This window comes from Sinimarinibacterium arenosum (assembly GCF_005047655.1).
Classification (GTDB): domain Bacteria; phylum Pseudomonadota; class Gammaproteobacteria; order Nevskiales; family Nevskiaceae; genus Solimonas.
Genome location: NZ_SUKF01000010.1, coordinates 124,241 through 146,993, shown reverse-complemented (window position 1 = coordinate 146,993; position 22,753 = coordinate 124,241). Strand labels below are relative to the sequence as shown.

The following is a 22,753-nucleotide window of genomic DNA, read 5'->3' as shown; positions in this document are numbered from 1 at the left end:
CGATGACATGGCGCAGCGATGATTTCCGTGCTGCGACCGCCGTCCGGGAACGTCGTTTCCGATGATCCTTGCGCAGTGGCTGCTGAGCGGGTGGTCTGTGGCCGTGATCGTTGCGGATTGGCATGCGCGACGGATTCCGAACGGCTTGTTGCTGGCTGTTTGCGGTGGGGTCGTGCTGTACTGGGGATGGGCCGGGGAGGGCGTATTGGGGCAGACGTGGCGCTCCTCCCTGATCGGTTTCGGCCTTGGCGTGACGGTCTGGCTTCCCGGGTATCTGTGGGGGCAGGTCGGAGCCGCTGATGTCAAGCTTGCCGCGTGCTGCGGACTTGTACTGGGGGCTTATCCGACCGTCGTCTGGCTGTTGCTGAGCTCGTTGCTGCTGGGCTGCGTCTCGATAGTGGTGAAAGTGGCACCGGGACTGGCGCAGCGTCTGCGTCAGCGCGACGCACAAGCGGGCAGGGTCATCCCGGCAGGAGCCTGTATGATGCCGGCCTTCGTCGCAGTCATGTGGTGGCCGGCGTTCGCCGGATCAGGGCTATCTGGATAGCAGCCATGGGTCGCAGCAGACATCAAGTCGGGATTCGGTCGGTCGGAAATTGGCGGCGGATACGCGGCGCGGTCGCGGTGGAATTCGCTTTCATTTTTCCGATCCTGTTCCTGCTGGTCTACGGCACCATCGTCTACGCCTATGTTTTTGTGCTGCAGCAGTCGATCACACATGCGGCACAGGAAGCAGCCGAAGCGGCGGTCGCGATTGTTCCCGGTCGCGAGAACACCAATACACTTCGTGAGGCTGCGGTACGATCAACTGCGGTCGCAGCCCTGTCCTGGCTGCCGCAAAGCCAGCGACAGCGCGTGCTAGGTGATTCCGGCAGTGCGGTGCTGGTTCAGCCCTGTCCGGCCGGCGCTGAAAACTGCCCATCCGACAGCGAGGGGCTGCGGGTGACGCTAAAGTTCAATTTGAAGACGCCGACGATGCTATTTCCGGTGATCAATCTTTACCTCGTCGGGGAAATACCACCGCTGCCCGATACGCTGACCGCTTCGGCGGTGGTCAGGATCTAGAATAAGACGTGCCGGTTTCGGACTGAAACCATCATTGCGGGAGTCGCACGAGATGAGCAGTACAGTTCTGAAAATCATCGCGGTGGTGTCGGTACTGCTTGCTGTCATCCTGGCGGCGATCGGCTACAAGGTCAGTCGCGGGTACGCCGAGCGCGCCGAACAGGTTGAAGTGCAGGTTCAGCAGCAGCAGGCGCAGCAGGTGCTTGCGGTGGTTGCTTTGAAACCCTTGTCCGCCTATCGGGCGATTGCGCGGGATGATGTGGCACTGGTGCCGGTTTCGGTCTCGCCGGCGGATCCCTACACCAATCTCGACGATGTCGTAAACAAAGTGCCGCTGGTTGATATCGATGCCGGAGCGCCGGTGACCCAGCGCTATTTCAAGGAAGGCAACGTGCTGGCGCGGATCATTCCGCCCGATCATCTGGCGCTGTCGGTCGAGGTCAATGACGTCATCGCGGTCGGCGGATTTGTGCGACCGGGCGATATTGTCGATGTGTTGCTGTATCTGCGCGGTGGCGCCGCGGGGGTTTCGCCGCAGTCGCGAGTGCTGCTGAAAGCGGCGCGGGTGCTGGCGTACGAAGAACGCATCATCGATCGTCCGGAAGGGATCAAGGACGACGATAAGAAGCCTTCAAGGGTGCGGACTGCAGTGCTGGCCGTACCCCAGAAGGAGACCACCAAATTGATGCTCGGCGCCAGCATAGGCGAGTTGCGGCTGGCTTTGCACGGTCAGGCGGCTGAAGCGGGCGAGTCCCCTGTGTCCGAGAAGACAGAATTGCCACTGACCCCGGAGGCAGTGACCGCCAAGACGGACAATGTTGCGCCAGAACAGGCGATCAGTCTGGAGGAACTTGGACGGATCAAGCCGCCGCCGTCCCGTGCTCGCGTAGCGCCAAGACCGCGAGTCGAGATTGTGCGGGGCACCGCCAGTGAAGTCGTGACCACCAAATAAGGCTTGCTATGAATCAGATCATGATCCGTCTCTGCATCCTTGTTGCGTGTGCCTTGTATGCGCCGTTGTCGCTGGCAGTTTCGGCCAACGACGTGATTCTGGTCGAAGTGGATACGCACAGGCTTCACCGCGTGACCGGTGAAGTTTCGCGAGTCGCCGTGGGGAACCCTCTGATTGCCGACGTCTCCGTAATCAACCGCCGCGAGGTATTGATTACCGGCAAGAAGCTCGGGATCACCAGTCTGATGGTCTGGACCAAGGGGTCGGACTTTCCGCGCGAGTATCGCGTGCGTGTCGGGGCGGTACAGGATCCGCTCAAGGCGGCGACACCGGATCCCGAGTTGAGCCGCGCAGTAGTCGAAACGGGCAGCAGCCTGTCGGGCAAGTTGCCGAATCTGTTGGCGCATCGTCGTGCCCAGCTTTCGGCACAAACGTCGAAGGATGGACAGATCGCCGACCGCAGTGCGGTCGACCTTGAGACCCAGGTGCTGACTTCGGTCAAGATTGCCGAAGTCAGCCGCAGTACGTTGCAGAAATATGGACTCAACGTACTGGTCAATCGAGGGACTACCGGCGGTGTGTTCGCGCCGGGCGGCTTCAACAACTCGGCGCCGACATCGAACGGGTTTTCGATCAATCCCACCAGTGGGATCGCGGCGCCATTGAGTGACGCTTTCAATCTGGTGGTTGGCGACGGTAGCAGCAATATCCTGGGCATTCTGAGCCTGCTCGAAGGCAAGGGGTTGGCGCGGACCCTGGCTGAACCGAGTCTGGTTGCCATGAGCGGACAGACAGCAAGCTATCTGGCGGGTGGCGAGTTTCCGGTGCCTGTGAGCCAGGGCGGCGCCACTGCCGGTGGAATCTCGATCCAGTACAAGGAATTCGGCGTGCGCCTGACGCTGTCGCCGACGGTACTGGCACGCGATCGCATTGCTCTGAAGGTGGCCCCGGAGGTCAGTGATCTCGATTTTTCGGCGGGCATTCAGGTCGGTGGTGTTTCAGTGCCGGCGCTGCGTGTACGCCGGACCGATACCACGATCGAACTCGGCGACAATGAAAGCTTCGTGATCTCCGGATTGATCAGCTCCAGTCTGATCAACAATGTCGACAAATTGCCCTGGCTCGGCGACGTGCCGGTACTTGGCGCATTGTTCCGGTCCACCAGTATCCAGCGCGAGGATCGCGAACTGATCATGGTGGTCACGCCGCACTTGGTGCGTCCGTTGGCGGCGGGCGTGCGTCCGCCTGCGCTGCCCGGTTCCGAATACAACAACTACCGGCCGAGCGCCGCACGTTCGGTGTTCCTTGAAAACGGCGACTTCGACTCCGGGTTCAGTCGTTAGAATTCTCTGAAAGAACCCAGACAGGACGCGAATTGCGCACATGAAATCCCAGGCCATAGTCATTGCTGACGATCCGGTCTACCTGAGCTGGCTGGAAAACTCTGCCGGCGATGCCGCCGAATTCTCATTGATCCGGCCGCTGGATGCTGAGGACCTGATCGAGCGGGTGCAGTCGATGGGACGCATCGATGTTGCGTTCTTCCAGTTCGAGAGCGCCAATCTCGATGCTCGGATCAGCATGATGGAGCGATTGGCCGAACGTATGCCGGACTTGCCGGTGGCTGGGCTTGGGGCAGACAGCAATCCGGACATTGTGTTGTCGGCGATGCGTGCCGGCGCGCGCGACTTCCTGGTGTTGCGACGGGATGAGGGCGATGTTGCGGCGCTGCTGGCAAAGCTGCTGCGGCGAACGACGCCAATGGCACGCGCGGCACAGAAGCAGGGCCAGATGTTTGCGGTGTTTGCAGCCAATCCGGTCGATACCATTGCATTTGTTGCAGAACACATTGCGTTGGCGATTGCCGAAGCCTCCCCCAAACCGGAATCGGTTCTGCTGGTCGACATCGCGACCCCCCCCGGTGCAGCGGCCATTTTCCTGAACATCAACCAGTCGTACAGCGTGCTGGATGCGATCAACGATGTATATCGATGTGATCAGACACTGATCGATACCGCATTCGCCAAGCACGCCAGCGGGGTCTATTTGTTGAGCCTGCCGGAGGATCTGGTTGGGCGCCCCTCTGCGAACTACGAAGAATTCATCAAGCTGCTGCAAGTATTGCGCGGCCTGTTTACCAGCATCGTCGTCGCATTCGACGGACATCTGCCGCTGGATACGATCGCAGGCATCGTGACGCAGGCGGATCGGTCGGTGTTGCTGACCGATCAGTCGATTATCAAGTCGCGGCACAGCAAATACCTGCTGCGGGCATTGCGTCTGGAAGATTGCCCGCTGGATCGCGCCGCACTGGTGGTGGACAACTATCGCCATCGGCTGGGACTTGAGCCCGGGCATCTGGCAGAGATCCTCGACATCCCGTTGCTCGGAACCTTGCCGGCGAGTCCCGGCAACGGCCGCATTCACGCGATGAATGCTGGTGAGCCGATGTACACCGTTGCGCCCAAGGATCCATTCTGTGCGGGTACGCGCAGTCTGGCTGCCGCTTTGCTGGCCGGACAGCCGCGCATGGAGCAGCCCGGTCAGGGCGTCCTCAGCCGCCTGTTCGGGTGAGCCCATCTCGCTATAGGCTGCCGTGAGCAATTCAGACCCGCAGATCACCCGGTTCCGCCTGTCTGATCAGTATCAGCAGCTGAAGAACAACTTTCATCGGCATCTGATCCAGCAGATCGAGGAGCGCAATCTCGACATCGATCAGTGGGATGAAACCAAGATTGAACGTTTCGTCACCGAGCAGATGCGGCGCTACGTCGTCGATCAGCGTCTGCCGGTCAACCAGCGCGAGTCAGAGGCACTGGCGCGGGACGCACGCGACGAGCTGATGGGCTTCGGTCCAATCCAGTCGCTGGTCGATGACGATAGTGTCAACGACATCGTCGTCAATGGTCCGAATAACGTCTTCGTCGAGCGCGAAGGGCGCCTCTATAGTGCGCCGGTCAGGTTCTTCAACGATACGCATGTCGTGCGTGTGATTCAGCGCATCCTGGCTCCAATCGGCCGTCGCGTTGACGAGTCGACGCCGATGGTAGACGCACGTCTGGCCGATGGCTCGCGCGTCAACGCGATCATTCCGCCGATTGCGCTGGATGGTCCGTGCCTTTCAATTCGCAAATTTCGCAAGCAACCGCTGACTGCGGACGATTTGTTGCGCAGCGGGACGCTGAATCAGGCGGAGCTCGACTATCTGCGCGATCGTGTCGACCGGCGCACCAATCTCCTCGTCGTTGGCGGTACCGGGACTGGAAAGACCACCTTTCTGAATCTGCTGTCGACCTGGATTTCCGAAGAGGAGCGCGTAGTTACAATCGAGGATGCTGCCGAGCTGCGATTGAATCATCGGCACGTCGTCCGCCTGGAAACGCGTCCGCCGAATCTGGAGGGGCAGCGCGCAGTCACTGCACGCGATCTGGTCCGTAACGCATTGCGCATGCGACCGGATCGCATCATCGTCGGCGAGGTTCGCGGCGATGAGGTGCTGGACATGTTGCAGGCGATGAATACGGGCCACGACGGCTCGATGACCACACTGCACGCCAATAGTTGTCGCGATGCTGTCCATCGGCTTGAACTGCTCGCCGGTTTCGCCGGCTATACCGGCAGCGAAACAACGTTTTTGGGACAGGTGGCTTCGGCAATTCAGCTTATGGTCCATGTTGGCCGCCTGAAAAGCGGCGAGCGGCGAGTGATGGCGATCACCGAAGTGCTGGGGTCGCGCGGCAACGAGCTGATCATGCGCGATCTGTTTCGCTATGACATCGAGACGCGCAGTCACATCGACTGCCGGGGAGACCTGTAATGGCGCTGGCGCTGCTGTTCCTGGTTGCAGTGGTGGCAGGCGGGGCGGCGATCGCGCTGTTCATTCGAGCAGGGCAGCGCGAGCGCGAGGAAGAGGTGCTGCTGCGTCTGCGTGCGATGGGCAGCGAGGAGAACGCCGCGCTGAGCGTACAGATGAGCGCTCGCATCGGAAATCCGCTGGTACGCTGGGCCTGTCACCTGGTCTGGCGGACGGGTGCCGAACTGACGCCACAAACGGTGGGGCGTATTTTGCTGGTGTTGATGCTGCTGATTCCGGCCGCGCTGCTTATTCTCGGCTGGCTCGGCGGCATGCTGGCAGTGGCCTTGCTGCTGGTTATTGGGTGGGCCTATCTGAACCGGATGGCGGCTTTGCGCCGAGCCCGCATTGTCGAGCAGCTGCCAAATTTCCTCGATGCCGTGATTCGGGTTCTTGCTGCAGGCAATACGCTCGATGAAGCCTTGGCGTCAGCTGCACGCGAAAGCCCAGATCCGAGCAAGCAACTATTTCTCAGTGTCAGCCGTCAGGTGCGACTGGGGGCAGCGGTCGAGACCGTCTTGCTGGAGACTGCCGAGATTCATCGGCTGCGCGAGCTCAAGGTGATGGCCTTGGCGTCAGCAATCAACCGCAAGTACGGCGGCAGCCTGCGCAACGTTCTGCGCAGCCTGATCCAGGCGGTGCGTTCGCGCGATTCGGCCGCGCGCGAGCTGCGCGCGTTGACAGCAGAGACCCGGTTCTCAGCGGTGGTGCTTTCTGTCATTCCGGTGGCCCTGACTCTGTTCATCCTGGTTCAGAACCCGGACTACTACACCAACATGTGGCAGGACAACGTCGGCCGTATCCTGCTGGTTGTATCGATCCTGTTGCAGATCAGCGGCGCTGCGGTGATCTACAGGATGATGCGATCGACAGAGGAGTTCGCATGAGCCCCGCGGTCTTCGCATTGATTGTGTCGCTGGCGGTTCTTGTGGCCGTCATCGGCGTGCTGGCGGCTGTGACCTTGGGCTTGCGCGCACGTGGTACTGCGCGCATTCGGCGGCGGCTGACACCAGATGATGCCGACGTCAGTGATTTTGAAGACGTCGACCAGGCGCCGGTCATTGCTGCCATGGCCCGTGGTGGTCGGGCGATGGAAGCCTGGGTCGACAGCGAAGGTGAAAGCAATTTGCTACTGCTGCGTGCGGGATGGCGCAGCGGTGAGCGTCGCCTGATGTGGTATGTGTTCCAGGCGGTGTTGCCATTCGCACTGTTTGGATTGGTGCTGGCGTACTGGCTGTTTGCCGAGATCCAGAACAAGGGCCTGATTCTGATCCTGTTGCTGGCATCGGCGGCGGTATTGTCGTTTCTGGCGCCGCGTTGGATTCTTCGCGCCGTTGCGGCGGCACGCCAACGGCGTATCAAGTCCGAAGTGCCTCTGTTGATCCACCTGCTGGTCCTGCTGTTCGAGGCGGGTTTGTCCATTCGGCAAGCGCTGTCGAGCCTGGTCCGCGAAGGGGGTGGGGTGCTGCCCGAACTGGGTCGTGAGGTCGAGATTGTCATACGGCAACTCGACGCTGGCGCTGAAACCAGTGAAGCGCTGAAGAACTTGTCAGATGTCCTGGCCGTCGAGGATCTGACCACGGTGCTTGCGACCCTGCGCCAAGTCGACCGCTACGGCGGTGAAATCCGTGAGCCGCTGCTTGAAGTCCTGGACGTGATCGAGGAGCGGCGCAGTCTGGATCTGCGTGAGCGGGTCAATCACATGTCCGGCCGTATGACGGTCGTCATGGTGTTGTTCTTCTTTCCGGCCTTGATGATCTTCGTCGCCGGGCCGGCATTTCTGTCGATCATTCGTGCACTGGCAGAAGTCAATGCGAAATGAGCGTGTCATAACGCTGATGTTTTTCGCGGCACTGGGTTGCAGTGCCTGCGCCTTGCCGCGTCCGCTTGATTCGACATCGTCAGGTTCGCAAGCGAGCAAGACCAAGGGCGCAGAGGATTCGGTGGATCGTGCGGTTTACCGGGATCTGATTGGGTCGATGCTGGATCAGCATCAGTACTACGCCGCGTTGGCGCATGTGCAGCAACAGCAACAGCGGAGCGGCAACACGCCCGAGCTGAAATATCTTGAAGCCGAGGCGAGGCGTAATCTGGGTCAGGTGGCACAGGCTGATGCGCTGTATCGCTCGTTGTTGCGCAGCGACATGGCGGCGGAGGCCTATCACGGACTTGGCCTGCTGCATGCGCGCCAGCGGCCCGCACAGGCCGTTGCCTATCTGCAGGAAGCTGCGCGGCGGCGACCGACCGATGCCGAAATTCGCAACGATCTGGGTTATGCGCTACTGAGCATGCGGCGTTACGACGAGGCACTGCCGGAGTTTTCGACCGCGGTAGAGCTGGCCCCCGGTTTGGAGCGAGCGCGTAACAATCTGCTGCTGCTGCTGTTGGCGCGCCGTGATGAAGCGGCCGCCAGCAAGATGATTCGTGAGGCTGGAATTTCGTCAGATACGGTGGCGCGTCTTCGACGCCAGGCAAGCAGTTTTATGGCCCCGCAACGGGCCGTTGGAGGTGTGCAATGAAAAGATGGGCAATTGCAGCGGCGTTGGCATTGGCAAGCGCGACAGCCTGGGCGGCAGATGACGCACAGGCCTTGCCGCAGATTGGCGACAGCACACGTGCTTGGCTGGAACTGCAGTCCAGCGGCAATGCTTCGCTGGGTGCGGTGAGACCGATGCCGGGAGAGGTGGCGGAGAAGGTGTATCAGCGCTATCTGAAGAGCTTCGAGAAAGAGATCCCGGATAAGTTTGATCGCGAGCAGTTTGTCTCCAGTTCCGGTTCCTGAGCATGCGTCGCTGGCGCGCTCGACAACGTGGCGCAGCGGCAATTTTTGCTGCGATTGCGGCGGGCGCGTGTCTGATCGCGGTCGCGCTGGTGATCGATATCGGGCGTTTGTATTCCGCACAACGCGATCTGCAGCGCATGGCCAATCTGTCCGCGCTGGATGCCGCGAGAATCGCGGGCGGATGCATGGGCGTTCCCGGCAATCCGCAGGGTGCGGCGTTCAGTGAAGTGTCCGACAGCATCGTCCGCAATGGTGCGCGTAAAGGCGTCATCACGGTCGATTCGGTCCTGCTGGGGCGGCAGTACGATTCTCCGGATGGCGTGCGACGGTTTGTCATCACAGAGCCGGGAAAAATCAATGAAGCGGTGCGTGTCGAGCTGTCGCGCCCGGTACCGCGCGCCCTGTTGCCGTTTGCCCGCGCCGGCGGCGGCACGTTGCGCGCGAGTGCGGCGGCATATTCGCGGCCCAGTGCTAGCGTAAAAATAGGGACCCGGTTGGCTGAAGTCGATCCTGACTTCCTGAACAAATTTCTAAGCGCAGCGCTGGGCGGCCCGGTGAAGCTGGACGCCGTGGGCTATGCCAGCTTGATCGACGCAAAGCTGCCGCTGGACGAACTGATCGATCAGCTCGACGATGCAGGTCAGGGCAATGTCTTGTTCGAACGCATCAGTATCCATGGACTTCTGCATGCGACTGCCGATGCGTTGTCGGCAAGCGGGCAGAGCGTGGCGAGTGCCACGGCGCAGCAGATGGCTGATGTTGCGACCACCAGCGCCACGGTTGTGCCCGCTGAACTGGTTTCGCTCGAGCGGGACCTGTCAGCGGCTGTGGGTTCGTCCCTGATTGACGTTGGCGAGCTGACGCTCGCTACGGCGCAGGTGGCGACGCAGTCTTCCGCGGTGCGATTTGCCTACGCCTTGCCGCCGCCCTTGGGTGACAGTGACATCCTGATCCGGGTCCTCCAGGCAGCGCAGCAGGGCCCGGCGATTGCTCCGGCGCTTCCCGGAGAGGATGCAGAGCCGGAATATGTATCGAACGCTCAAGGTCTGGTGCAGACCAATCTGAGCGTGAGTTTCGCTCCTCTTGGCGTCACGGCAAAACTGCCGCTGTGGTTTGAGTTGGCGCAGGGGACTGCAGAAGTCACCAATATCGAATGCGCGCGCGAGGGTGTGGCTTACGATCGGGTCGCCGTACTTGCGCGCACCAGTCTGAGCCGTCTCGGCATCGGCGAATTCGACGACATCAACGCACCCGAGCCGAAGGTTCGGCCGGCTGCACTGGTCGACGCTGATTTCAGCGCTGGCCTGCTCGGCATTCCGCTGCCGGTTCATGTGCGTATTACTGCGCTGGCACTTCACGCTGTCACCAGCGGGCAGGATGCTCTGGTGTTTCAATCGCCATTCGAGGATCCGCAGACGGCGGGAGGATCACTGGAATTGGCGGATGCGATTGCGCAGTTGCCCGGCGCTGTCGATCTGAACGTGGAAATTACGCCGTTGGGCAGCAATGCCCTGCCACTGCTGTCAGGCGTGGTCGATCCCACACTGGATGCCGCGCTGGCATCGGCCAAGAGTGCGATTGAGGCGGCCCTGCGCAATCGCCTGGCCGAATTGACACTGCCGATGGCCGATGCGCTGTCGCGCAATATTCTGAGCGGCGCCGGCCTTTCCGTAGGCAACGCCGACGTGTGGGTCTTTGGCGTCAACGTGACAGAGCCATACTTGTTTACGCACTGAAGACGACAGGGGGCGGCATGCGGCTTCAGGGCCGTCAAGCAGACTTGCGCTACTGGGCTACCGGTTTGGCGGGCGTGTGCGCGCTCCTGCTGGCGATGCAGGCGTTGCTGTGTCTGTGGCAGGCGCGTGCGTTGCAGCTGAATCTGGATCATCTGTATGTGTCTGCTGCGGCTGAGCACAGTCTGGCAGACGCACTGGCGCAGGATTCTGGTGAGCGCAGCCTGCGGCCGTTGCTGGACTCCCTGATGCAACGTGGCGATCTGGGATTGCGCTTCCTGGCGGTGCGTGATGCAGAAGGCGTCGTGCTGACCCGGGCGGGCATCTTCGAGTCATGGCAGTTGCCCCGGCTTCCGCAGTCGCTGATGCGGCAGATGCGCGATCGGCTGTATCAGATCGTTGGCAGCGGCGGTAGCCGCCGTATCGTTTCCGCGCAAAATCGATTGCTGGGCAGCGTTGAATACCGTATCGCTCCCGGTGAAGTGCAGGGGGTTCGTGTCGAAGCGGTAGCAGCACTGCGACTGGCGGGATGGATGTCCGCTGGTGTCATGATGGTGCTCGGTGTGATGGCGCTCATCGGCTGGCAACGTCTGCGCAAGCAGCAGCCGCAGTGGGCCGGACGTGCGAATCCACAACGACGCGAAGAGGAAGAAAGCCGCAGCATTGAGCTGGAGCAGCTCGGCGGGCGTGGTGGCGCGCTGATGCAGACGCTGGACTACGGCTTGATTGTGACCGATCGCGAGACGCAGGTGCGGTATTGCAACGGCATCGCCGAACGTCTGACGGGGTGGCCATCAGCCGATGCTGCAGGGCGCCTGCTGTCGTCGATCCTGCACGTGGTCGAGGAGGGTGGTGCGGTTCGCGATGGCCCGGTTGAGGCTGCGATGAAGCAGGGGCGCAAGTTTTCCGCGCTGGTCAAGTTGCGCGGGCGCAACGGTGAATCGCGTCCGGTCGATGTGACCGTGAGCCTGCTGCGCGGCACGCGCGGACACACTGACGGCTGGGCCATCGCCTTGCGCGACGCCAGCGTGAAGTTGCGCGAGATAGAAGGGCTGCGACGAGAAGCGCGCCTGTCGCAGGCTGTTGTGGACCATCTCGAAGAAGGTTTGCTGACGACGGATACAGCCGGCGTCGTGCGCTCTGCCAATGCGCGCGCCGAACGCATGTTCGGCTATTCCCGTGATCAACTGGTCGGATTTACTGTCACCAAGCTGATGCCGGTGCCGTTTCTGAATGTCCCTGGTGTACGCATTACCGACTACGTCGTTGGACGCAGTAGCGGCAAGTTGCCCAAGGTCGTGGGCTGGCGACGGGACGCAACGACATTTCCGGCCGAACTGTGGGTGCAGTCGATGCGCGTCGATGAGGCCGACGGACTGGTTGTCATCGTGCGCGACATCAGTGAGCGCTTGCGCGGCGAGAATCTGGCGACACGCTTGGGTCGCTTGCTCGACAGTGCTGTCGAGGAGGTCTACATCTTTGATGCCCAGACCCTGCGCTTCCTCGAGGTCAACCGCGGGGCGCGCAATAATCTCGAATATCCCGCTGAAGCTTTGGCGCGCATGACCCCGCTGGATATCAGCGACGATCTCTCCGAGGAAACGTTCAACGGTTACATCGAGCGACTGCGCGATGGAGACCGGGATCACCTGATCTATCGTTGCCGGCACAAACGCGCCAATGGTGAAAGTTATCCGGTTGAGGTGCGTCTCAATTTTTCGCGTGAAGAGGAGCCGCCGGTATTTATGGCGATTGCGGTGGACATCAGCGATCGGCTTGCCGCAGAGGAACGGCTCAACCAGTTGGCACACTACGACGCTTTGACCGGGCTGCCTAACCGCATCACCCTGTACGACCGTTTGCAGCAGGCAATGCTTGCAGCGCAGCGCGATCCACGCGTGCTCGGCGTGTTCTTTCTAGATCTTGATCGTTTCAAGGCGATCAACGATGAGCACGGGCATGAGATGGGCGATCAGGTGTTGAAGACGGCGGCCGAACGCATGCAATCGACCGTGCGTCCCACTGACACGGTCGCGCGCCTGGCTGGCGATGAGTTTGTCATCATTGCGCCCGGCTTACGGTCGGCAGACGATGCGCGCTTCCTGGCGCAGAAGCTGCTCGCCCGGTTTGATCAGCCGCTGGATCTTCCGGGCCTGTCGCTGACGACCCGTGCCAGTATCGGCATCACGCTGTATCCGCTTGACGACAGTGACATCGAGGGTCTGCTGCGACACGCCGACAGCGCGATGTACGATGCCAAGCAGGCTGGCCGCGGCTGTTTTCGCATGTTCAACAGCGAGATCGATCCGCAGCGTCGGCGCCGGCTCGAACTTGAACGCGAGATCCATGTTGCCGTCGCGCTCAACCAGTTCGACTTGCTGCTGTCGCCGGCTTTGGCGGCCGATGGTCAGGTTCTGGCGGTACTCTCTGGACTGCACTGGAATCACCCGCGCTATGGTGATGTTGGGCACGATGAAGTGATGCAGGCGGCTGGGCGCGCGGGTTTGGTCGCCGATCTGGAGCTATGGCAGATCTGCCAGGTCTGTGAGGTGCTCAATGCCCCGAATCTGCGACCGCTGTCGCTGCCATGTGTCGTGGCGGTTTCGGGTTGGCAATTGCGTGATCCTGAATTCAGCCGTCATGTAATCGACCTGTTGCAGCGCTACTCGATCTCCGGAGAGCGGTTGATTCTTGCGCTCAGTCCGGACGGTCTGGCCGAAGCGCAGACTGCACCAGCGGATCCGCGTGCCTTGATCGCACGGGGTATCCGTTTCGCGCTGCGGGATTTCAATGCGGTCCCGGAAGCGAAAGGACAGATTCCGCTGACGTTTGCGCTGGTCAATGCGGCCGACCCTGAGGTACTCGAATCGCTGTCCCACCGGCGCGCCGAGTCGACCGGCGCAGTGCGCTGGATTACCTACGGCATCGCAAGTGAGAGCGCGAAAAGGCGGGCTTATGCCGCAGGAATCGATGCCTGCTCGGGTTCTGCGGTGGCCGGTGTGCGCGGTGCTTCAGCGCTTGAGGCATGGCTTGAGACACGCAAGCCGGACTGAAGCCGGCAGAGAGGCACGTATTTCAGTGCTGTGCTGTGACGCTGCTGCGCATGAGTACAAGGTGGACGAGGTGCCGCGCAGCCCATCAGGACAAGTGAACTGCCAGGACGTCACAACGCGCGCGCTGGACGATGTCTTCCTCGGTGTGACTGAACAGTGCCGCCAGACCGTGACGTGGGTGATGACCCACAACGATCAGATCGATCTGGAGATCGGCGGCGGCGCGATGGACTTCGGCGGCGACGCCGCCACTGACGATGCGTTGCTGATCGACGGCAAGATTGCAGCGCTCGCACAAATCCATCAGCCGCGACTGGGCCTGCGACTGTAGCTGTGTAGCCAGATCGGGAGGCGCCGCCATCAGGGCTTCGCCGGTTTCCAGCGGGATATATTCGACGATGTGGATCACGGACAAGCGCGCTCCGAACTGTCGCGCCAGATCGCCGGCGCGCAGCAGCACGCGTTCACCGAGTTCGTCCAGCGAGATCGCCGCAAGCAGGTGTTGATAGGCTGACATCGAGGGGCTCCGCAGCGTGAATACAGCTGCAGTATCCATGGCGCAGCGTTGACGTCAACGGCTGATCTGATTGGCCAGGCGCGCAAAGTCCGCGGCGTACAGTTTTTCGGCGCGCAGCTTCGGATCGATGCCTGCGGCTGCAAAGTCTTCCGGGGTTGCGGTGCCTTTGAGCGAGTTGGACAGTGTCTTGCGCCGCTGCGAAAACGCCTGCGCGACGAGTCGATCGAAGCTGCCCCAGTCGCGCACTTCGAACGCCGGTGGGCGCGGCGTGAGCCTGACGACTGCAGAGTGAACCTTGGGCGCTGGCTTGAATGCGCCGGGGCCGACATCAATCAAGTGGGCCACTTCGCAGCGTGCGGCGAGGGCCACGCTGAGGCGCCCGTAGGCGTCGTCTTCCGGCGTAGCACACATGCGATCAACCACCTCTTTCTGCAGCATGAAGTGCATGTCGCGGATTACATCGGCTTGATTCAGCAGGTGAAACAGCAGCGGTGTTGAGATGTTGTACGGCAGGTTACCGACAAGTCGCAGCGGCGCGCCGTCGACGACGAAGCGGCGATAGTCCAGTTTGAGTGCGTCGGCCTGGGTGATGCGCAGGCCCGGATGATCGCCACAGATTGCACGCAGATGCGGGATCACGTCGCGATCGATCTCGACGACATCCAGCTGCCCGCAGCGGGCCAGTAGAGGGACGGTCAGTGCGCCCATCCCGGGGCCGATCTCGACCAGCGTCTGCCCTGGCTTCGGTGCAATCGCACGAATGATGCGTTCGATCACATCGGGATCATGCAGAAAATTCTGGCCGAAGCGCTTCTTGGCGGTGTGCCCCTCGACATGGATATCAGATTTCATATGCCGTCCGGTCGCTGCGTTTGGCCGCAAGATTCATCGCCAGTTCCAATGCGGCACACAGGCTGCCGCTGTCGGCGCGACCGGTGCCGGCCAGATCCAGTGCCGTGCCGTGATCGACCGAGGTGCGGATGATGGGCAAGCCCAGGGTGACGTTCACGGCGGACCCGAATCCTGCGTGTTTGAGCACCGGCAGGCCTTGGTCGTGATACATCGCCAGCACGGCATCAGCCTGGCGCAGACGTGAGGGCACGAACAGCGTGTCTGCCGGGAGTGGGCCTTCGAGTTGCAGGCCCTCGCTGCGCAGACGGTCGAGGACCGGAATGATGATGTCGATTTCTTCGCGTCCCAGGTGCCCGCCTTCGCCGGCATGCGGGTTGAGTCCACACACCAGGATGCGCGGTTGCGTGATGCCGAACCGTGCGCGTAGTGAGTGATCGAGCGTGCGCAGACAGTAGTCGAGCACTTCGGCGTTGATTGCATCGGCCACGGCGCGAAGCGGCAGGTGCGTGGTCACCAGCGCAACCCGCAGATCTCCGGCGACCAGCATCATCACCGGCTGCACGTTGCCGCAGCGTTGCGCCAGAAATTCGGTGTGACCGGAGAAATGGCCGGATGGATCGACGCCGGCGTCGTTGATGACGCTTTTCTGCACCGGACCGGTGACCAGGGCATCGGCACGCTGATCCAGACAGCGATCGCAGGCCTGTCTCAGGGTTTCCAGCACGTAGCCAGCGTTGCCAGGATCAAGATGCCCCGGTGTTGCAGGCCGTTTCAGGACCACCGGGAGTACTGGAAGTTGACCCGCGCGATGGGGCTGTCGCTCGAGCGCATCGTCGACGGCAACGACTTCCAGCGGCAGGCCGAGCTGACGCGCACGTTCGCGCATCAGCTCGGGATCGGCTACCGCGATCAGCTGCGCGGGCCAGTCTTTCATGGCCAACGCGCAGACCAGATCGGGGCCGACGCCGGCGGGCTCTCCTGGCGTGACCAGGACGCGTGCAGTGACGTGAGGTTCAGGCGGCATTCGGCAGCGTCCGACTGTGGGACGCGACGACTCGATGCGCCGCGCTCACAGAATGCTCCGCTCAGCCGTCCTTGGACGCTTCTGCAGCGGACGCGTCGGTCGGCAGACGGTATTCGACATAGGCTTCGTTGCGCAGGCGGCGCAGCCAGATGTCATATTCCTCGGCTGCTTTGCGATTTCCGATCGCGGCACGCGCACGAGCGCGGCGGGTTTCGTCGGTGGTGTCACGGGTGCGGCGGTCGATTACCCCCGCGACATGCCAGCCGAACTGCGTACGAAACGGAGGCGACAGTTCGCCCGGCTTCAGCTGATCGATGCGGACCTGGAATTCCGGCGCGAACACGCCTGGTGGCTGGAAGCCCAGGTCGCCGCCGCTGTTCTTCGAGCCTGGATCGTCGGAATACTGCTTTGCCAGCGCCGCAAAATCATCGCCACCCGCAAGGCGGTCGTAGATTTCGCGCGCAAGCACGCGGGCCTGTTCGTCGGTGCGGACGGCGTTGGTGGTGATCAGAATGTGGCGTGCATGGGTTTCCGTCACAGTCTTGCGCTCTTCGCCACCGCGCACTTCATCGAGCTTGATGATGTGGTAGCCGCCGGAAGTTTCCAGAATGTCGCTGAGCTGTCCGGCGGTGAGCTTGGCTGCGGTCTGAGAAAACAGCTGCGGCAGGTCGGCGCTGCGCCGCCAGCCGAGATCACCGCCCTGCAACGCCTGTTGGCCGTCAGAATGCGAAATGGCGACTTCGGCGAAGTCTTCGCCCGACTTCAGACGCTGCAGCAGCGTGTCAGCCTTCTTGCGCGCCTGCTCCCGGGCCTCGGCGCTGGCACCGTCAGGCAGGGACACCAGAATGTGCGACAGGTGATATTCGATGTCTGCATTGGCGCCCTGGGTGCTCAGCAGATTGTCGACATCCTGGTCGGTGACGGTGACGCGACTCTCGACTTCTCGGGTACGCAGACGCTGGATCATGACCTCGTCGCGAATCTGTTCGCGCACGGCGAGGTAGTCGAGGCCGTCGCCACGAATGGCATCGGCGAACTCGGACAGGTTCATGCCGTTCTGTTTGGCGAGGTTGGTCATCACCTCGTTGAGCTCACGGTCGTCCACGCGGATGCCGGCCTGCATCGCGCGCTGGGTTTGCACGGTGTTCAGGATCAGGCGTTCCAGAACCTGGGCACGCAACGCGTCTTCCGGCGGCGCGGCAATCCCACGATTGCGGATCTGCAATCGCGCATCATCCAGCGCGCGATCCAGCTCGCTTTGCAGGATGACACCGTCGTTGACGACGACGATGATGCGATCCAGCGGCTGGGCGGCGGCACCCGCAACGGCGCTGAAGCTGAGTGCGAGCGCAGCCAGGGCGGCAGCGAGCAGGGGTCGGAGGGACAGCAGCTTCATAGGGGCGCGAGTCTCGAGAATGCGTTGAAGCCGGCATTATCGCCTATTGGGCGAGGTTGCCGGGAGTGGGTGGATCCTGCTGGGTCCAGGGCTTGGGGTTCATTCGACAGCACTATGCGGCAGAAGGTTCTGCAGGCCGGTGCCGACGCGGGCCAGGCCCTTGAGCTCCAGTTGCAGATAGACGCCGGAATTGAAATCGCCTGCGGTGTTGCTGACATAGCGCCGATAGGCCGCCTGGACGCCCCAGCAGCAGGTTTCGTACTGGAGTCCGGCGACTGTATCCAGCGACTGGCGATCCGACAGCGAATAGCGCCAGCGGCCAAGCATGCTGACGCCGTTGTACAGCGGGGTTGCCAGCAGGACATCGGTCTGTTCGAGCAGACCTGCACGATAGCGGTAGGCCAGCTGCAGCGTGCGCAGGTCGGAGTGATAGCGCATGGCGACGCTGCTGCGGCTGAATTCCGCGTTTTCCGGCGACCACTGCGTATCCAGCCCCACGCTCAGCGTCTCGGACAGATGGTAGTCCAGGCTGCCGATGAAATCGGTTGCGCCCTGCTGTGGGCTGCTGTCGTCCGGCAGCTGCACCCGGGGTGCTGTAAACCGGAACAGCTGCCCAATGCTGCCGCTGACGAGCTCCGCTCCGGTCTGCGAGTCCAGATGTCTGCCGGTGACGGCAATGGCCATGTGGTTGGCATCAGAAATGCGGTCAGCACCAGAAAAGCGGTTGCGTGCGAACAGCTGGGTGTAGTCGAAATCGGGTTCGCCGCTGTCGAAGATCGGCAGATCGTCCTGGTTCGCGTAGGGGGTGTACAGGTAGAACACGTGCGGCTCCAGTGTCTGGACCGCACCGCCGTCCGTAATGCGTTCAAAGCGCAGGCCGTATTCCGCGCTATAGCTGTACAGCGCGCGATCGGGATTCTGCGATTGCAGCGCTGATTCGTTGGCGAGCTGGTAGGCGGTGTAACGGAAGTCGATCTGGCTTTTGATGAACCATGCCAGCCAGTCCTTTTCCATGCGCAGGAACGGATGCAAGTCGACACGTTGACCTTCGGTCGAATTGTCACGCGCAAAGTTGACGTACTCGCCCTCGACGCCTGCTCGCGTGTCCCACAGGGCATTGCGCGTGATCGCGTCGAAGCGCACCTGCGGCAGGCGTTGGTACGGATCGTCCGTCGTGGCCAGATTACTGGCGATGGTCTGATAGTCCTGGAACAGCATCTGCACCGTGTAGGCGGCCGGTGCAGCGTAGGTGAAGCGTGCACTGCGCTCCAGGTGGGTGATCGCGCTGAGATCGATATTGCCGCCGAAATCCTCAAAATACCTGCGATCGCTGGCTTCGGCGAAGCGGATATCGGCACCCAGCCTGCGGCTGATCAGACCCCGGTGATTGAAGTAGCCGTAGGCTCGGGTTTCACCGTTCTGATTGTCGCTTTCCAGGTACTCGTAGCCCATGGAGCCTTCGGCGCGCGGCATCAGATAACGACCTTCGCCGTTGAGCTGCAAGCCACGATCACTCATGTAGCGCGGGGTCAGCGTGGCGTCATAGTTGGGTGCCAGATTCAGGTACACCGGTTGGCGGTAGTCCCAGCCGGTGCGATCGGAGCGGCCGATAGTCGGAAACAGCAGTCCGGTGCGGCGGCGATCATCGATCGGAAACTGGAACCAGGGGGCGTAGAAAATCGGCACACCCATCAGGCGTAAGCGCGCATTGCGTGCAGTGCCCAGGCCCTCTTCGTGATCGAGATGAATGGTGCCGGCCTCCAGGTACCACGCGTTGGAGCCCGGCGCGCAGGTCGTGTAGCGCACGCCATCCAGTTCTGCTGTGCCTGCGCGTGACAGGCGAATTTCCCTAGAGTCGCCGCGGGCCGCACGCTGCGGCAGCACGAACTCGGTGCCACTGAACAGGCCGGTTTCGTCGTCCAGATCGAACTCCGCGCTACTGGAACGGATCGTCAGCTCGCGGTTGCGGAACAACGACTCCGCGTGAATCTGAACGACGCGTTCGATTTCGTCGAAGTCGAGCTGATCGGCGGTCAATTCCTTGTCACCCTGGCGCAGGCGGACTGATCCTAGCAGCCGCGACAGGCCGTCCGCGGAGGCGTCGACGGAGTCCGCGGTCAGCTCAAGTTGCGGATCGGAGCTCAACTCCAGTGCTGGCAGGGTGTCGGTCAGCTGTGCACACACGCCCGTGTCGCCATGCGCCTTGGGCGCGGCGAGCAGACAGATGCTGAGTGCAAACGGCAAGGACCTGCGCACGGCTGACATCGGGCGGGGGACGATGGCGGTAGCCGGCAAGTATCGGTGCAGGCCGCGCCTCGACGCAATCTTCGAATGGCCAGCGCGTGCGTCTGGCGCCCCGAAGCACTAAGCTGCCGCCGCTGCGACCACTGACCCGATTCATTGCATGAAACCGACTCAGACTGATGTCATTTCCGCGCTGGATGCGCGCGCTGTCGAGGGCCGCGACTGGGCTCTGGCAAAGATTGGCGGCGATGCCGAGGTGGCGTTCCGCCCAGCTTCTGCCGATGCCAGCTTTCGGCGCTATTTTCGCCTGAGTGACGGTGATGCCAGCTGGATCCTGATGGATGCGCCGCCGCAGCAGGAAGATACTGCACCTTTCGTGCGGGTTGCCGAGCTGATGCATCAGGCTGGGTTGAATGCGCCGCGCGTACTGGCTCAGGACAGTGCACGTGGCTACTTGCTGCTGAGCGATCTCGGAAAGCAGACCTTTCTGGACGTGATCAGGGCTGATGGAACGACGCCGGAAGCCGCCGAGACGCTGATGCTGGCCGCGATTGATGCGCTGCTGGAGTGGCAGCAGTCCAGTCGCCCCGGGGTGCTGCCACCCTACGACGCTGCGCTGCTGCAGCGGGAGCTGGACCTGTTCGAGGATTGGTACGTTGCCCGACATCTGCAGCGCACGCTGACGCCGCCGCAGAAAGCCGCGCTGCGCGGCATACAGCAGCTTCTGATCGACTCGGCGCTGGCCCAGGCCCCTGTTTTCGTGCACCGCGACTACATGCCGCGCAATCTGATGGTGTCAGCATCGGGGCCTGGAATTCTCGATTTTCAGGATGCGGTCGAAGGCCCGATCAGCTATGACGTCGTTTCGTTGGTGCGTGACGCATTCTGGTCATGGCCGGCGGACCGGGTCGATGCCTGGATGCGACGGTATTGGGCGCTGGCGCGCGAGCGTGGACTGCCGGTCGACGCCGATTACGCCGAATTCCGCCGCGCCGCAGACTGGATGGGGCTGCAGCGACATCTGAAAGTGATCGGCATCTTTGCGCGCATCAACTATCGCGACGGCAAGCCGCACTACCTGGCTGATGTGCCGCGATTCATTGCCTATGTGCGCTCGGTGGCTGCGGACTATCCGGCCATGGCGCCGCTGCTGCAGCTGTTCGACGAACTCGACCTGCGCGCGAGCTCATGACGCCGAAGGCTTTCATACTCGCCGCCGGCCGTGGTGAGCGCATGCGGCCGCTGACCGACCACACCCCCAAGCCGTTGCTGCAGGTCGGCGGGCAAAGTCTGATCGTGCGCCACTTGCAGCAACTGGCCTCGGCGGGTGTGCGTGAGGTGGTGATCAATCTGGGTTGGCTGGGTGCGCAGATTCGCGAAGCGCTCGGGGATGGTCGGGACTATGGCGTGACGATCGCCTACTCCGACGAGGGCTGGCCGGCGCTGGAGACCGGCGGCGGCATTCATCACGCGCTGGCCTTGCTCGGCGATGCGCCGTTCATCGTCATCAACGGTGATGTTAGGACCGACTTCCCGCTGCGGCGCTTGGTGGAGCGGGCACAGACAATGTCGGCCAGCGATCAGGCGCATCTGGTGCTGGTGCCGAATCCGGAGCATCACCCGCAGGGCGACTTTGTGCTGTCGAATGGCCGTGTCGTCGAGCCGGCCGATGCCGCGACATCACGACACACCTTCAGTGGATTGTCGGTGCTGACGCCGACCTTGTTTGCAACTGCCCAGGCGGGGGCCTTCGGACTGGCGCCATTGCTGCGCTGCGCCGCTGCGGCGGGGGCGGTAAGCGGTGAGCTGCACAGCGGAGCGTGGTCGGACGTGGGTACACCGCAGCGTTTGGCGGCGTTGAACGCATAATTCGAAGCGGGCGCTGCCGCGCAGGATGCTAACCTGCGCGCTCCTCCGCCAACGATCCGACATGAACGACTCCGCCGTCGCCCTGCCCAGCGAATCCGAACTCCAGACCCGCGTCGCCCTGGCGCTTGACGCCGCTCGCGTTGCCGGCGCCACCGAAGCCGAGGCCAGCATATCGGCCAGCCGCGGGCTGACCGTCAGTGTGCGCAAGGGCGAGGTCGAAAGCCTTGAATTCCAGCAGGACCGTGATCTGGGGGTGACCGTTTATGTCGGTCGGCGCAAAGGCAACGCCACCACGGGTGATCTCAGCGATGCCGGCATCCGCTCTGCGATTGACGCCGCGATGGCGATTGCGCGCTTTACCGGCGAGGATCCGTACAACGGACTGGCTGATCCGTCATTGCTTGCGCGCGGCCCATTTCCGGACCTGGATCTGGACCACCCTTGGACGATCAATGCCGATCAGGCCGTTGATCTGGCCATCGAATGCGAGGCCGCCGCACTGGCGGTGGATCCGCGCATCACCGGCAGTGAGGGGGCGTCCGTCAACACCCACCGTGGCACCTCGATCTACGCCAACAGCAATGGATTTGTTGGCTATCGTCAGGGCACGCATCACAGTCTCAGCTGCGCCGTCATCGCCAGTGATGCCAACGGCATGCAGCGTGACTACTGGTACAGCAGCACGCGCCGCCCGCAGGATTTGATGGCTGCGGATGCGCTGGGAGCCAAGGCCGGACGCCGCGCGCTGGCACGCCTGGGTGCGCAGCGGATGGCAACCTGTCAGGCGCCGGTGCTGTTTCCGGCCGAGCTGGCACGAGGATTCTGGGGGCATTTGCTGCAGGCAATTTCCGGCAGTGCGCTGTATCGCAAGGCCAGCTTTCTGCTGGACAAGCTGGACCAGCCGGTTTGTGCCGACTGCGTGACTCTGGAACAGCGTCCGCTGATCCCGATCGGCGCCGGCAGTGCTGCATTCGACAGCGAGGGCGTGGCCACGCGCGAGCGCACGCTGGTCGATGCCGGAGTGCTCAAAGGCTGGCTCCTGGGCAGCTACTCCGCGCGCAAGCTCGGCCTGCAGACCACCGGCAACGCCGGCGGCGTGTTCAATCTGCTGGTGACGCCGGGAACCGACGATTTCGAGGCGCTGGTGCGCCGCATGCACCGCGGACTGATCGTCAGCGAGTTGCTGGGCCATGGCGTCAATCTGATCACCGGCGACTATTCGCGCGGTGCTGCCGGTTTCTGGGTCGAGAACGGTGAAATCGTGCATCCCGTCGAGGAAATCACGATCGCGGCCAACCTGGCTGACATGTATCGCGGCATCGTCGCGATCGGCAACGATATCGAACCCTTTTCGAATGTGCGGACCGGATCGGTGCTGATCGAGCAGATGACGCTGGCGGGGCACTGAAGCCG

General features: G+C 62.3%; 20 protein-coding genes. 15 read left to right on the top strand and 5 right to left on the bottom strand.

What is annotated here, in order from left to right; translation table 11 throughout:
- The first annotated feature begins 61 nt into the window (after window positions 1-61).
- The 12 genes from E4T66_RS19335 (at window position 62) to E4T66_RS19280 (ending at window position 13,438) form a co-directional block, all read left to right on the top strand.
- Window positions 62-547, top strand: a complete 486-nt coding sequence (locus tag E4T66_RS19335; protein ID WP_136851385.1) for an A24 family peptidase — start codon at window positions 62-64, stop codon at window positions 545-547.
- A complete protein-coding gene (locus tag E4T66_RS19330; RefSeq protein ID WP_136851383.1) occupies window positions 511-1,065 on the top strand; it encodes a TadE/TadG family type IV pilus assembly protein in 555 nt (184 codons plus the stop codon). Before E4T66_RS19335 ends, E4T66_RS19330 begins: the two co-directional genes overlap by 37 nt.
- 52 nt (window positions 1,066-1,117) lie before the next feature.
- Window positions 1,118-2,017: a Flp pilus assembly protein CpaB gene (gene cpaB / locus E4T66_RS19325; RefSeq protein ID WP_136851381.1), complete on the top strand. Its 900-nt coding sequence runs from the start codon at window positions 1,118-1,120 to the stop codon at window positions 2,015-2,017.
- Window positions 2,018-2,025: 8 nt separating this feature from the next.
- Window positions 2,026-3,360 carry a type II and III secretion system protein family protein gene (locus E4T66_RS19320; RefSeq protein WP_136851379.1) on the top strand — a complete coding sequence of 445 codons (1,335 nt, stop codon included), beginning with the start codon at window positions 2,026-2,028 and terminating at the stop codon, window positions 3,358-3,360.
- A 40-nt stretch (window positions 3,361-3,400) separates the two neighbouring features.
- Entirely contained in the window at window positions 3,401-4,591 is a 1,191-nt protein-coding gene (locus E4T66_RS19315) for a hypothetical protein (protein ID WP_136851377.1), read from the top strand.
- Between the two features lie 22 nt (window positions 4,592-4,613).
- The gene (locus E4T66_RS19310) at window positions 4,614-5,834 is read left to right on the top strand and encodes a CpaF family protein (RefSeq protein WP_136851375.1); all 1,221 of its coding nucleotides are present in this window, start codon (window positions 4,614-4,616) and stop codon (window positions 5,832-5,834) included.
- Entirely contained in the window at window positions 5,834-6,757 is a 924-nt protein-coding gene (locus E4T66_RS19305) for a type II secretion system F family protein (RefSeq protein ID WP_136851373.1), read from the top strand. Before E4T66_RS19310 ends, E4T66_RS19305 begins: the two co-directional genes overlap by 1 nt.
- On the top strand, window positions 6,754-7,692 hold the full coding sequence (locus tag E4T66_RS19300; protein WP_136851371.1) for a type II secretion system F family protein: 939 nt from the start codon (window positions 6,754-6,756) through the stop codon (window positions 7,690-7,692). Before E4T66_RS19305 ends, E4T66_RS19300 begins: the two co-directional genes overlap by 4 nt.
- Before the next feature lie 16 nt (window positions 7,693-7,708).
- Window positions 7,709-8,389: a tetratricopeptide repeat protein gene (locus tag E4T66_RS19295; protein WP_211243036.1), complete on the top strand. Its 681-nt coding sequence runs from the start codon at window positions 7,709-7,711 to the stop codon at window positions 8,387-8,389.
- Window positions 8,386-8,652 (top strand): DUF3613 domain-containing protein, encoded by a 267-nt coding sequence (locus E4T66_RS19290; protein ID WP_136851366.1) that lies wholly within the window; start codon window positions 8,386-8,388, stop codon window positions 8,650-8,652. Before E4T66_RS19295 ends, E4T66_RS19290 begins: the two co-directional genes overlap by 4 nt.
- 2 nt (window positions 8,653-8,654) lie before the next feature.
- Window positions 8,655-10,388 (top strand): pilus assembly protein TadG-related protein, encoded by a 1,734-nt coding sequence (locus E4T66_RS19285; protein WP_136851364.1) that lies wholly within the window; start codon window positions 8,655-8,657, stop codon window positions 10,386-10,388.
- 74 nt (window positions 10,389-10,462) lie between these two features.
- The gene (locus tag E4T66_RS19280; protein WP_169577727.1) at window positions 10,463-13,438 is read left to right on the top strand and encodes a sensor domain-containing protein; all 2,976 of its coding nucleotides are present in this window, start codon (window positions 10,463-10,465) and stop codon (window positions 13,436-13,438) included.
- 85 nt (window positions 13,439-13,523) lie between these two features.
- Here the strand turns inward: E4T66_RS19280 and E4T66_RS19275 are convergent, their stop codons facing one another.
- From E4T66_RS19275 to E4T66_RS19255, 5 genes are all read right to left on the bottom strand, one after another.
- Window positions 13,524-13,955 (bottom strand): universal stress protein, encoded by a 432-nt coding sequence (locus tag E4T66_RS19275; RefSeq protein WP_169577726.1) that lies wholly within the window; start codon window positions 13,953-13,955, stop codon window positions 13,524-13,526.
- A gap of 54 nt (window positions 13,956-14,009) precedes the next feature.
- The gene (gene rsmA, locus E4T66_RS19270) at window positions 14,010-14,807 is read right to left on the bottom strand and encodes a 16S rRNA (adenine(1518)-N(6)/adenine(1519)-N(6))-dimethyltransferase RsmA (RefSeq protein WP_136851358.1); all 798 of its coding nucleotides are present in this window, start codon (window positions 14,805-14,807) and stop codon (window positions 14,010-14,012) included.
- Window positions 14,797-15,831 (bottom strand): 4-hydroxythreonine-4-phosphate dehydrogenase PdxA, encoded by a 1,035-nt coding sequence (gene pdxA / locus E4T66_RS19265; protein WP_136851356.1) that lies wholly within the window; start codon window positions 15,829-15,831, stop codon window positions 14,797-14,799. The genes rsmA and pdxA overlap by 11 nt, the downstream gene beginning before the upstream one ends.
- Before the next feature lie 61 nt (window positions 15,832-15,892).
- Window positions 15,893-17,227, bottom strand: coding sequence for a peptidylprolyl isomerase (locus E4T66_RS19260; RefSeq protein ID WP_136851354.1), 1,335 nt, complete (start codon window positions 17,225-17,227; stop codon window positions 15,893-15,895).
- A gap of 99 nt (window positions 17,228-17,326) precedes the next feature.
- Window positions 17,327-19,492, bottom strand: coding sequence for an LPS-assembly protein LptD (locus E4T66_RS19255; RefSeq protein ID WP_136851352.1), 2,166 nt, complete (start codon window positions 19,490-19,492; stop codon window positions 17,327-17,329).
- 139 nt (window positions 19,493-19,631) lie between these two features.
- Between E4T66_RS19255 and E4T66_RS19250 the strand changes: the two genes are divergently transcribed.
- From E4T66_RS19250 to pmbA, 3 genes are all read left to right on the top strand, one after another.
- A complete protein-coding gene (locus tag E4T66_RS19250) occupies window positions 19,632-20,663 on the top strand; it encodes an aminoglycoside phosphotransferase family protein (RefSeq protein WP_136851350.1) in 1,032 nt (343 codons plus the stop codon).
- Window positions 20,660-21,340: an N-acetylmuramate alpha-1-phosphate uridylyltransferase MurU gene (gene murU, locus E4T66_RS19245; RefSeq protein ID WP_136851348.1), complete on the top strand. Its 681-nt coding sequence runs from the start codon at window positions 20,660-20,662 to the stop codon at window positions 21,338-21,340. The genes E4T66_RS19250 and murU overlap by 4 nt, the downstream gene beginning before the upstream one ends.
- A gap of 61 nt (window positions 21,341-21,401) precedes the next feature.
- Window positions 21,402-22,748 carry a metalloprotease PmbA gene (pmbA, locus tag E4T66_RS19240; RefSeq protein ID WP_136851346.1) on the top strand — a complete coding sequence of 449 codons (1,347 nt, stop codon included), beginning with the start codon at window positions 21,402-21,404 and terminating at the stop codon, window positions 22,746-22,748.
- Window positions 22,749-22,753 lie beyond the last annotated feature (5 nt).

Excerpts from the sequence above, each read along its gene's own strand:
- E4T66_RS19335 (WP_136851385.1), top strand. The coding sequence starts at position 62 with ATGATCCTTGCGCAGTGGCTGCTGAGCGGGTGGTCTGTGGCCGTGATC.
- cpaB (WP_136851381.1), top strand. The coding sequence starts at position 1,118 with ATGAGCAGTACAGTTCTGAAAATCATCGCGGTGGTGTCGGTACTGCTT.
- E4T66_RS19320 (WP_136851379.1), top strand. The coding sequence starts at position 2,026 with ATGAATCAGATCATGATCCGTCTCTGCATCCTTGTTGCGTGTGCCTTG.
- E4T66_RS19315 (WP_136851377.1), top strand. The coding sequence starts at position 3,401 with ATGAAATCCCAGGCCATAGTCATTGCTGACGATCCGGTCTACCTGAGC.
- E4T66_RS19305 (WP_136851373.1), top strand. The coding sequence starts at position 5,834 with ATGGCGCTGGCGCTGCTGTTCCTGGTTGCAGTGGTGGCAGGCGGGGCG.
- E4T66_RS19300 (WP_136851371.1), top strand. The coding sequence starts at position 6,754 with ATGAGCCCCGCGGTCTTCGCATTGATTGTGTCGCTGGCGGTTCTTGTG.
- E4T66_RS19295 (WP_211243036.1), top strand. The coding sequence starts at position 7,709 with ATGTTTTTCGCGGCACTGGGTTGCAGTGCCTGCGCCTTGCCGCGTCCG.
- E4T66_RS19290 (WP_136851366.1), top strand. The coding sequence starts at position 8,386 with ATGAAAAGATGGGCAATTGCAGCGGCGTTGGCATTGGCAAGCGCGACA.
- E4T66_RS19285 (WP_136851364.1), top strand. The coding sequence starts at position 8,655 with ATGCGTCGCTGGCGCGCTCGACAACGTGGCGCAGCGGCAATTTTTGCT.
- E4T66_RS19275 (WP_169577726.1), bottom strand. The coding sequence starts at position 13,955 with ATGTCAGCCTATCAACACCTGCTTGCGGCGATCTCGCTGGACGAACTC.
- rsmA (WP_136851358.1), bottom strand. The coding sequence starts at position 14,807 with ATGAAATCTGATATCCATGTCGAGGGGCACACCGCCAAGAAGCGCTTC.
- pdxA (WP_136851356.1), bottom strand. The coding sequence starts at position 15,831 with ATGCCGCCTGAACCTCACGTCACTGCACGCGTCCTGGTCACGCCAGGA.
- E4T66_RS19260 (WP_136851354.1), bottom strand. The coding sequence starts at position 17,227 with ATGAAGCTGCTGTCCCTCCGACCCCTGCTCGCTGCCGCCCTGGCTGCG.
- E4T66_RS19255 (WP_136851352.1), bottom strand. The coding sequence starts at position 19,492 with ATGTCAGCCGTGCGCAGGTCCTTGCCGTTTGCACTCAGCATCTGTCTG.
- E4T66_RS19250 (WP_136851350.1), top strand. The coding sequence starts at position 19,632 with ATGAAACCGACTCAGACTGATGTCATTTCCGCGCTGGATGCGCGCGCT.
- murU (WP_136851348.1), top strand. The coding sequence starts at position 20,660 with ATGACGCCGAAGGCTTTCATACTCGCCGCCGGCCGTGGTGAGCGCATG.
- pmbA (WP_136851346.1), top strand. The coding sequence starts at position 21,402 with ATGAACGACTCCGCCGTCGCCCTGCCCAGCGAATCCGAACTCCAGACC.